At 37.2% G+C, this 8,967-nt stretch carries 9 protein-coding genes; 3 read left to right on the top strand and 6 right to left on the bottom strand.

The features are described from left to right. Nucleotides 1-59: 59 nt before the first annotated feature. The gene (truD, locus tag QMD21_06640) at nt 60-1,358 is read right to left on the bottom strand and encodes a tRNA pseudouridine(13) synthase TruD (GenBank protein MDI6856437.1); all 1,299 of its coding nucleotides are present in this window, start codon (nt 1,356-1,358) and stop codon (nt 60-62) included. Nucleotides 1,359-1,366: 8 nt separating this feature from the next. Then, the gene (locus QMD21_06635) at nt 1,367-1,660 is read right to left on the bottom strand and encodes an RpoL/Rpb11 RNA polymerase subunit family protein (protein ID MDI6856436.1); all 294 of its coding nucleotides are present in this window, start codon (nt 1,658-1,660) and stop codon (nt 1,367-1,369) included. A 74-nt stretch (nt 1,661-1,734) separates the two neighbouring features. Between QMD21_06635 and QMD21_06630 the strand changes: the two genes are divergently transcribed. Then, a complete protein-coding gene (locus tag QMD21_06630; GenBank protein MDI6856435.1) occupies nt 1,735-2,727 on the top strand; it encodes a THUMP domain-containing protein in 993 nt (330 codons plus the stop codon). On the opposite strand, the gene QMD21_06625 is transcribed toward QMD21_06630, so the two are convergent. Continuing rightward, the gene (locus QMD21_06625) at nt 2,728-3,747 is read right to left on the bottom strand and encodes a class I SAM-dependent methyltransferase family protein (GenBank protein ID MDI6856434.1); all 1,020 of its coding nucleotides are present in this window, start codon (nt 3,745-3,747) and stop codon (nt 2,728-2,730) included. It lies immediately after the preceding gene. Between the two features lie 38 nt (nt 3,748-3,785). Between QMD21_06625 and QMD21_06620 the strand changes: the two genes are divergently transcribed. Further along, nucleotides 3,786-5,258, top strand: a complete 1,473-nt coding sequence (locus QMD21_06620) for a hypothetical protein (GenBank protein ID MDI6856433.1) — start codon at nt 3,786-3,788, stop codon at nt 5,256-5,258. Here QMD21_06620 and QMD21_06615 read toward each other — a convergent pair. From QMD21_06615 to QMD21_06605, 3 genes are read right to left on the bottom strand one after another with little or no spacing between them, the layout of a single operon-like run. Beyond that, a complete protein-coding gene (locus QMD21_06615) occupies nt 5,242-6,393 on the bottom strand; it encodes an NAD(P)/FAD-dependent oxidoreductase (protein ID MDI6856432.1) in 1,152 nt (383 codons plus the stop codon). The two genes, QMD21_06620 and QMD21_06615, sit on opposite strands and share 17 nt — an antisense overlap. Continuing rightward, the gene (locus QMD21_06610; protein ID MDI6856431.1) at nt 6,390-6,776 is read right to left on the bottom strand and encodes a DUF126 domain-containing protein; all 387 of its coding nucleotides are present in this window, start codon (nt 6,774-6,776) and stop codon (nt 6,390-6,392) included. Before QMD21_06610 ends, QMD21_06615 begins: the two co-directional genes overlap by 4 nt. A gap of 2 nt (nt 6,777-6,778) precedes the next feature. After that, nucleotides 6,779-7,966 carry an aconitase X catalytic domain-containing protein gene (locus QMD21_06605; GenBank protein ID MDI6856430.1) on the bottom strand — a complete coding sequence of 396 codons (1,188 nt, stop codon included), beginning with the start codon at nt 7,964-7,966 and terminating at the stop codon, nt 6,779-6,781. A gap of 89 nt (nt 7,967-8,055) precedes the next feature. Here QMD21_06605 and QMD21_06600 point away from each other — a divergent pair, with 89 nt between their 5' ends. Further along, on the top strand, nt 8,056-8,829 hold the full coding sequence (locus QMD21_06600; GenBank protein MDI6856429.1) for a sulfite exporter TauE/SafE family protein: 774 nt from the start codon (nt 8,056-8,058) through the stop codon (nt 8,827-8,829). Nucleotides 8,830-8,967: the final 138 nt, after the last annotated feature.

The raw sequence follows: 8,967 nt of genomic DNA, 5'->3' as shown, positions 1-8,967 counted from the left end.
CCATCCCAAAGCGGTGATGGGTTTAGAGGATATTATTTATTCTGTGCGACACAGCAGTTTCAGTAGTCTTTTAGCTTATCTGCTTTCATAAACTCCCTCAGCAAAGAAGTTGCGTAAGAGCCTTTTGGTAATTGGAATTTGAGTTTGAGCTGACTATCGTTTATTTTATACTCAAACGAGCTCAGAGGCGCAAGTAAATTTCTTCTCTCGCCTCTAGAAGAAAGCTCGGGAATATTTGGTATAATAAAATCTTCTCTTCTCAACGCTTCTTCCTCAATTATTTTACGTTCAAGTTCGCCTTGCAGACCCCCTGGCAATATTGTATCAAACCCAAAAATAGTACCTGAAACAAATGCTTTTCCTTCTTTTATCTTTTGATTTAATTTACTAATATTTCTTTCATCAGCTTTTATAAATGTGTTATGAGCTGGTAAATTATATTTATCGACAGGCATTACAAAATCGCCCAATAAAGCCTCATTGAGAGGCATTTTCAAAGTTATCCTTTTACTTAATGCCCTATTAAAAATATAGGCTTGATAAGCATGAATGAACATCAACAGCAAATTTTTTGGTAATTGTCTTAAAGCGTTTACATAATCGTTAGGATATTTGGCAAGGTAATGAATAATAGCACGTTCAAATATAAGGTCTTTAGGATACAGCTGCAAAGCCTTCTTAAAATCGTAACTGCTACCTAAAAAGTTTCTAGCCCGTTGAATCTCTTCACGCTCTTCTTCAGAAGGCATTGTAATATAGCTCATAACAGCTTTTTCAAAGTCTTTTTTGATAATATATTTGCCTATAAGATGTGTCACAGGTCTCACTATGCCAAACCTTTGCACACCATAGAAATTTGGGATACCGGCAAGTGCTAAAAGCTCGGTAGCTGTACTTTCAACTAGCCTTGTAAGTTTAGTATTAGGTATTTTAATCTCTTTAATTGTAATCTCAAATTTATTTCCGAGTAGTTCTCCAATCTCAAGAGCTCTGTTTGATGAGTAAAGCTCTAAAATTTCTATATCGGGTAGCTTAAGAGCTGCAACTCTCTCCTTAGGAACTTCGAACGCAAATAGTTGTGTAGTTACAGCTCTTTTATCTTTAGTGCCTGCAAAATGTATCTTTTTCCTTGTAATTCTAAGTGCTCTCGCAAACTCTCTTACAAGTTTGTTAGTTTCCCAGTTCCTAGCTCTTATATTGGCGATTGTATACTTTCCGTTTTCTTGGGGTTTAGGCGCAAGCGCAAGCTCCTCTACAATAAAATCATCGCAACAAACTTTTAGTTTTCCACCAATACCTTCTGTATTTGTATAAAAAACCTCCAATCCAAGTTTTCTCTCCTCTTCGCATGCCAGCATTTTTCTAGCTAAACAGGCTCATGTTTTTTACCTGCTTTAGCAACTACTTTTTTAAATTCAGCTTCAAAACCATTAAGTTCTTTTGCAAATTTACGAACTGCTTTCCTTAAAGCTTCTTTTGGCGAGCCTTTCTTAGCCCTTATAAAAATTTTAGGTTTCCCAGTCAGTGGATGATCGGTAGTACAATAAGCGAGCTCTACATTACTATCTTCTAAAAGTAGCGCTTCTAAAGCATTTAGGAAGCCCAAATCCTCATTAACTTCTAGCTCAATAACCTTTCTATCCTTATTCAATACTTTCATATTTTCCAGGATGACTGTTCCAATATATATTTTTATCGATAGTCTAAAATAGCGCTACCATATAATTAATAACTATGCAAATTATGGTGGAGCTTTCTGGCGAGCATCCCACACTGCCTATTGCCGAGCTACTTTCGTGCTTTTACAGCTTCAAGCCTAAAATCGTTTTGAGAGATGAGAGAATAGCTGTAATAGCTGTTCCTGAGCGAGCGTTGTTTGAGATTAAAAAATTAGCATTCTCTCGTCACGCTAGTAAATTTATGTTCTCAAGCCCTTTAGCTGAGCTTTTAGAGCGCACTAAAAATATAAATTTAGAGAGCAGAACTTTTAGAGTCAGAGTTAAAAAAATCGGTGCTAAAATTCAACGGCAAGGACTTGAGGCTAAAGTTGGTAGCGCTATTCTAGCTAGTAACTCACACTCAAAAGTAGATTTGAGCAATCCCCAGAGCGAAATTAGAGTAGCAATTGTAGGGAATAAATGTTATGTTGGCGAAAGTATTATTGAGCTTAACAGAAAAGCTTTAGAAGCTCGAAAGCCGCAATACAGACCTTTTTTTTCACCAATTTCTTTACATCCTAGAATTGCAAGAGCTCTTGTAAATTTAAGTCGAGTTAAAGAAGGCGAAATTCTAGTAGATCCTTTCTGCGGTACAGGTGGAATATTAATCGAGGCAGGGCTTATTGGATTAAGAATTGTTGGATGTGATATAGATATGAGAATGATCGAAGGCACTAAAAAGAACTTGGAATTTTTTAATATTCGTGATTACGAGCTATTTCAAGCAGATGTTGGCGAAATAACTAAATTTATCAAAAGTTGCGATGCTATAGTGACTGATCCGCCCTACGGTAGAAGCGCAACTACCAGAAGAGAAAAGGTGCTTGAGCTCTACCAAAGAGCTTTCAAATGTTTTAAAAAAATTTTGAAAGAAGGCAAATATCTCGTTGTAGTACTTCCTAATCAAGAAGCGATAGAACTTGGAACTGAGTATTTCAAGCTTGCTGAGATTCACAATCTGCGCGTTCACAAATCACTAATGAGAAATATATGCGTTTACAAGAATTAACTATTTTATTTCTAAATCAAGCGCTACATGAGTAACGCCAGGAGCGTAAGATTTTACTTTTATAAATTTAAGAATTTTTACTCTCTTTTTCTCTCTTTCAACAACGCTTTTAACTTTGTCGCAAAACTCTTCAGGTAACAACTCATTAGGACAGTTCTCATGATAGTGGATAATGCCGCCTTGGGACTTTAAAATTCTCAACGCTTTCGGTAGATAGAGAGAAGTGTCTTTAAGGTAGCCCATTATAACTCTATCTGCTAAACACTCTTTTGCTTTCAAGCAATCTTCAAGCCAAGGCTCTACAATATTTTGAACTTTGTTTAGCTCAATATTATTGCAAAGGTATTTGTAAGCAATAGGATTTATTTCGTACGCTAGTATCTTCTTAGGCTTGGAATAAAAAGCTAACGGTATTGAGAAATAGCCTATACCCGCAAACATATCAACAACGATTTCATTACTATTAGAAATGCTTGCCATCCTTTTGCGCTCTTCTAAATTACCTGAGGACAGCATTATTTTAGCAACATCTAGCTTGAATTTTATTTTATTCTCTTTGTGAACAGTTTCCGTACTTTCGCCGAACAGCTTTTTTACCGAAGCCTCTCTTTTCACGCCATGAATGCCCAAATATTTAACTACAGTCTTAGCATGGAGTACTTTTCCATAAACTTCAGCAACCTCATTTTCAAAATTTTCCAGCGCTGGAGGCATTTTGAGCAAGAGAACATCTCCAAGCTTTTCCCATTTTTTAGGCAGCTCTTTTTTTAGCCTGTCAGGAATGTTTACAAGTTGTAGTATATTCTCAAAGGGGTTTTTAGGTACAAATCTAACAATCTTTTTCTGCCTAGCAAGCACAACATCGTAGCCTTTTATAAAATTATAATCTTGTATATTTCCGGAGCGCACCGGTATTTCAACGAATTTTCCAACTTTTATAAATTTTCTTGTATTATCTACAAGCCTTTTTTGTGTTAAGAGCTTGCGCACCTGTTCCACAAGCTCATTCTTTACTTTCACAGCAAACATTTAATTAGCCTCAAAATTATAATGGCGTTGTGAAAAAAATATGCTTTTTGGTCTTGGCACTGGTAGTTTTAATACCGTACTTCTCAGCACAATCAGCAGCTCAGCCCTATAGAGCTCAGCCTACAGGGCATGTTGAATCAATTTACGAGCTAAAATTTGTTAATATGACTAAAATAGAGTTGGGAGCTAAGTTTGGCATTTACAAAACAGAGATAGGAGGCAAGGTATTCACAGCAGATGCTATAAGAGAAAACTCTACAAATGCGACTCTTGTCGAGGAACTCAAATCAGAAGTTGATTGCGTTGTCAACGGAGTGCTGGGCATAACGTTTGCGAACGATAACATAACTCTTGAAGATACGATTGTAGATAATTCCAGCTTGAGCATTGAATTAGTAAATAAGGGTTTGCCAGTCAATTTAACTAAAAATGCCACAATAACATTTAGTGAAACTTTGCTCGGTTTTAAACAAAAGCTAAACCTTTCTGACTTCGAAGAGGTTTTAAGGGGCATGCTTTCAGCGGGCGCGAAACTTAACAAAACTTTTGAGTTGAGCGCAGACCCAGGCTATAAAAACAAGTTTGTTTTGATAGCGCCAGAGTATGCGCTCATTAAAAGCGAGGACGAAGATTATTCTAACCAGACCGCAACATGGACAGTTGACAATTTAAACGGCACTACAAAAAAATCTGAGAGCAAGATTTTGAGTATTGCGGCAAAAAGAATACCCCAATATACCGAGAGTAAAATAGATGTTTTTATTGCTATCGACCTCTATAAAATAGATATTTTCAAATTTAGTGGTAGAGTGAACCTAAGCTTTTCAACTTTGTTTTACTGGGGCAGAGTGCCAAGCGATTTTTTGCTCTTTGAAAATGTAACTATAGATTATATAAATGCAGACTTGATAAGATTGATGATTGCTAAAGAGCTTTTTGAAATAGGCAATTTGACAAAGGGGTTCGAGGAAGTATTTTCTAATTTAACTTCGATATTTGGCGAAAATGTGAGTATGAAAATTTTTGTAGTTAACGAATCGCTCCGAGGCTATGATTTAACTAACATGAGTGGCGAGTCCCCTATCGAGATAAGAGGGCATGCAGATTTTGAGTTCAAACTAAAGAAAGAAAAAAAGAATTTTAGTAATCTAGAGTTAGCTATTTTCGAAGGCTGGTTTACTGTGCCTCTGAATTTCCCGTTACAGGGTTTTGAGGAATGTAATACAACATTTAAATTAATTTTGCCTCCAGGGCTCAAAATATTCGAACTTCGCGATAATCTTGGAAGAGCAGTGAAGGGGAGTGAAAAAGGCAGAGATTACTGTGAGCTTTGGCTTAAAGGTAACGAAACAGACGAAGTTTATATTACACTGGATCTAACTCCTTTTATAATGAATTTTACACTACCTTTCATAATGATTGGAATTATACTCGGAGTAGCGGGCATAGTAATTAAAATAATCAGCTGGCGTGAAGAAAGATTTATTAGAACAAGTCTTTGAGTAGAGGCATTAGCAAACTAGCTGTTTGTGGAGAGCGGAATAAAGCTTTTATTACTTTAGAATGATAATCAATATCGCCATACTCTGACACTAAAGCTAAGGTTCTGTCGTTGTTAAGCTTGCTCAAAATCCGATCGAAATCTCTCTCTTTTAACTGCTTGAAAAAAGCTCTTGCAATCAATCCCATTTTTAGCTCTTTATAGAGCTTTGAACGCCATAGCCTTTGATATTCTTTTAAAACTTTGGCATTGTAGCATCCTTTTTCTAAAGCTTGAGTTGCTACTTCAGCGCAACATTGCGCAGAGACCAATCCTGTATAAATACCGCCTCCGGAAAGAGGCTTAACCTGACATGCGGAATTACCGACGAGCATCACATTGTCAGTATAGGTTCTTTCAGCTAAGCCTAGCGGAATGATACCTGCGTTAAAAGAAATTAATTTTTTTGAGTTGAGCAAATCCAGAAATTTTTTGAAATACCGATAAGTATTTGCTCTAGCGCACAATCCAATTTTAGCGACCCCGTTGAGCGGTATAACCCAAGCGAAGAAATCAGGTGCTAAATTTCTAGCTACGAAAATATCAATATAATCTTGCTCCCGTTCAAAAACTATTTCCGCACTAATGCCACTTAGTAGCTCCTTCGGTCTTGATAGTTGAAAGGCCTTCGCTACTACGCTATTAGCGCCATCTGCACCTACAAAAATATTGCATTCCAATGTATCTTCTTTTCCGTCTTTAAGAAATTGCACGTAAATTTTGCTTCTATCAGATATTCTTTTAGCGCTTATCGCTTTAGCACCGAGCAAGAGCTCGACACCTTTATTCAGAGCTTCTTTAGCTAATATTTTATCAAACTTTGCTCTGTCTATTGCTACTGCCTTTGTATCTTTAGCCTCAACAAAAAGCTCTTCATTACTAGAACGAATTTTTGCAGATTTAAATTCTTTAAGTATCGCTCTTTTCGCATTTGTAATTTCAATAACTCTTGGCGAAACTAACCCGGCGCACTGCACTGGGTAGCCAATTTCGCAATGCTCCTCAAGCAATATTACAGAAAAACCTTTTTCAGCAATGAGTTTGGCTGTATAGCAGCCTATTGCGCTAGCGCCCACAATAGCGACATCGTAACTCATCTTTTTATCTCAACTAATCCTTTTTCTGCATCTACAAAAAGCTTATCACCATTCTTAATCTTCTCAAGCTCAATTTTATCGACGCAAGGAATTCCAGCTAGAATTACACCTGTAGCTACAATTGTTTCCGTCTCTTTATTTACAATTGCTTTTGGCGCTACACCGTTCTTTTTCAAGCCGTAGATTACATAAGAGCCTACAGTAGAGCCTTTACCGCAGGGAAAAACTAAAATTTTATCTTTCACGCATTTGCCTTCAAGCTCATGACCTTTTTCTATAACTAAGCCTGTCTTCGCATCTATCCCGCCGTAGAAGCCAATAGGCTCTTTTGAGACGAGCGCTACGCCCTCTACTTTGCCAGGGTAAATAGTTCTTCCTTTCATACTTACTTTACCACCTTCTTTATCAACTCTTCAATATTATTAAACACGACCTTCTGTTTACAAAAGCCAGGTAAATAATTCGCAGCTTTGCCAGAGTTAACAGCTGTTGTTTTGTAGCCCATTTGCTCGATTGGCGCTACTACCATACATGTATCTGCAACTATCCTGCCGCCAGCTTTCTCTATAATCTCAGTAAGCCCTAACCTATTTGCAAGATCTTTCATCACTCTTGATGTGCAAATCCAAAGGGGCTTCCTCAGCTTTTTACCAGCTAATTTTTCTACAAGCTCTTTTATTTCATGTAAAGACGCATGAGGACAGCCGAAAACAAGAATATCAGGCTCTTCTCCGGTATTCAGCTTTTCATAGCTTTCTTTTATTTCTTTCTCGCTAACATCAATTTTCTCAAGCCCTTTTACATCTATTAAGTGCGCCTCAGGTGTAATATTCTCAACATGGTAAAGTGCCACTGCACCTGATGCAGCCATTGCAGCTCCAAGCGCTTTTAATTGATCTGTACTCGCATTCTTTATACCAATAAAATAAGGAATTTTATCTTTGATTTGCTTGCCGACACAGTACCCTAAAGCGCCGAAATCAGAATTCCATTTTAGCTCAGCATTAACTTTTATAACTACATTAGGCTTTCTGTTTTCATCTAAATGGAAGCCATAGTTTGGTGTTACGCCGCAAAGCGCACTTGCTAAAGCGCTTGGACCACCTTCTCTATTTGTTCTCGCTCCTATCACACTATTAGCAAAAGAAACTGCTGAGCTTTCAGACCATGCTATATGCTCTCTAAACCTAGGTAAACTACCTGCAAGATAAGGCGTACAAGTAGCTGTAATTACAATACCCATTTTTTTGAATGACTCTATAATTTTCATTTGTTTATGCGCAAAGTCCTCAGGAAATCCTAACTCTTTCCAACTCTCTAAATCCATTCCCGCAGGATTAAGATAAGTTAGAACTTTTACTTTTGCGCCTTTGCTCGAATAATCTTCCAAAAACTCTAATCCTGGGTCGCCAATAGATTTGAAAGATACTCCTGCAACTTGCGCACTAACAATTGGTATCATTTTATCAGCGTCGTAAATTTCGCCTAGCCTCACAAGCAGTCTAAAATTTTTTTCAAGCACTTCTCCGTATTCGCCTTTTAAAATTTTTTCCTGCTCTTGTGTTAAATACATAGCGCAGATATCGCGTTTTAGGAATAAATAACTAACTAGGTAGAGCATTTACGATACTTTTATTTTGTCGATATGCAATTTAAAGCATAATGCAAAGCGCTAAAAAACTCATAATTGCTTCTATTTCAGGCTTTTTCATAGGTTTTGCTGCCGGCTTGGTAGGGGTAGGTGGCGGCGAATTCAGATTGCCTATACTTGTTGGAGTGCTTGGCTTTTCTGTAGCTATAGCTGCAAATATAAATCTTTTAATAGGAGTAGTAACAGTTACCGTAGGTCTTTTAAGAAGAATTCAAACCGGTTTTCTATTTCCAACATTTGATATAATTTTGGCTATGTGCTTTGGCTCTATCTTAGGAGCTTATTTTGGTGCATGGCTTACTGGGAAAGTAAAAGAAAAATACCTAAAAATATTTCTGGCAATTTTTCTTGTAATGCTAGGGATTAAACTCATTACAGAGCCGCTTACTCATCTAAAAACATATTTCTTACCAGCTTTTCCTCTCAATATTACTCTTGCGCTGATTTTCGGTATTTTGATAGGCGTTGTTTGCGGCGCTTTGGGTGTAGCAGGAGGAGAGCTTAGAATACCTACTTTTATGTATGTGTTCTCACTACCTATAAAATCTGCAGGTACAGCCAGCTTGCTTGTATCAATACCAGCAGTGCTCTCAGGCGCCTTCAAACATATAAAAATGGGACATTTGAATAGAGAAGGCAAAATTATTTGCATTGCCATGGGTGTACCGGCAATGATTGGCGCGTTTTTGGGCGCGAGTATGCTCGGCATCGTGAGTGAAGATTTTTTAAAAATACTTCTGGGGATTATTCTCCTAGCTGCAACTGTGAGAGTGATAAAACCTTAAATAAAAGAAGCCTTTCTTTCTCTTTAAAAAGAGAAAGAAACTCTTCAGGGAAAGAAAGAGAAAAGGGAAAGAGAAAAGAAAAGAAATCCCATGTTTTTCTTTTCCCGTGAAGGGCTTTTCTTTTTTCTAAAAAGAAAA

Source organism: Candidatus Thermoplasmatota archaeon, assembly GCA_030018475.1.
Taxonomy (GTDB): domain Archaea; phylum Thermoplasmatota; class JASEFT01; order JASEFT01; family JASEFT01; genus JASEFT01.
Note: the sequence above shows the minus strand (reverse complement) of the source record. Positions and strands in the feature narration are given on the sequence as shown.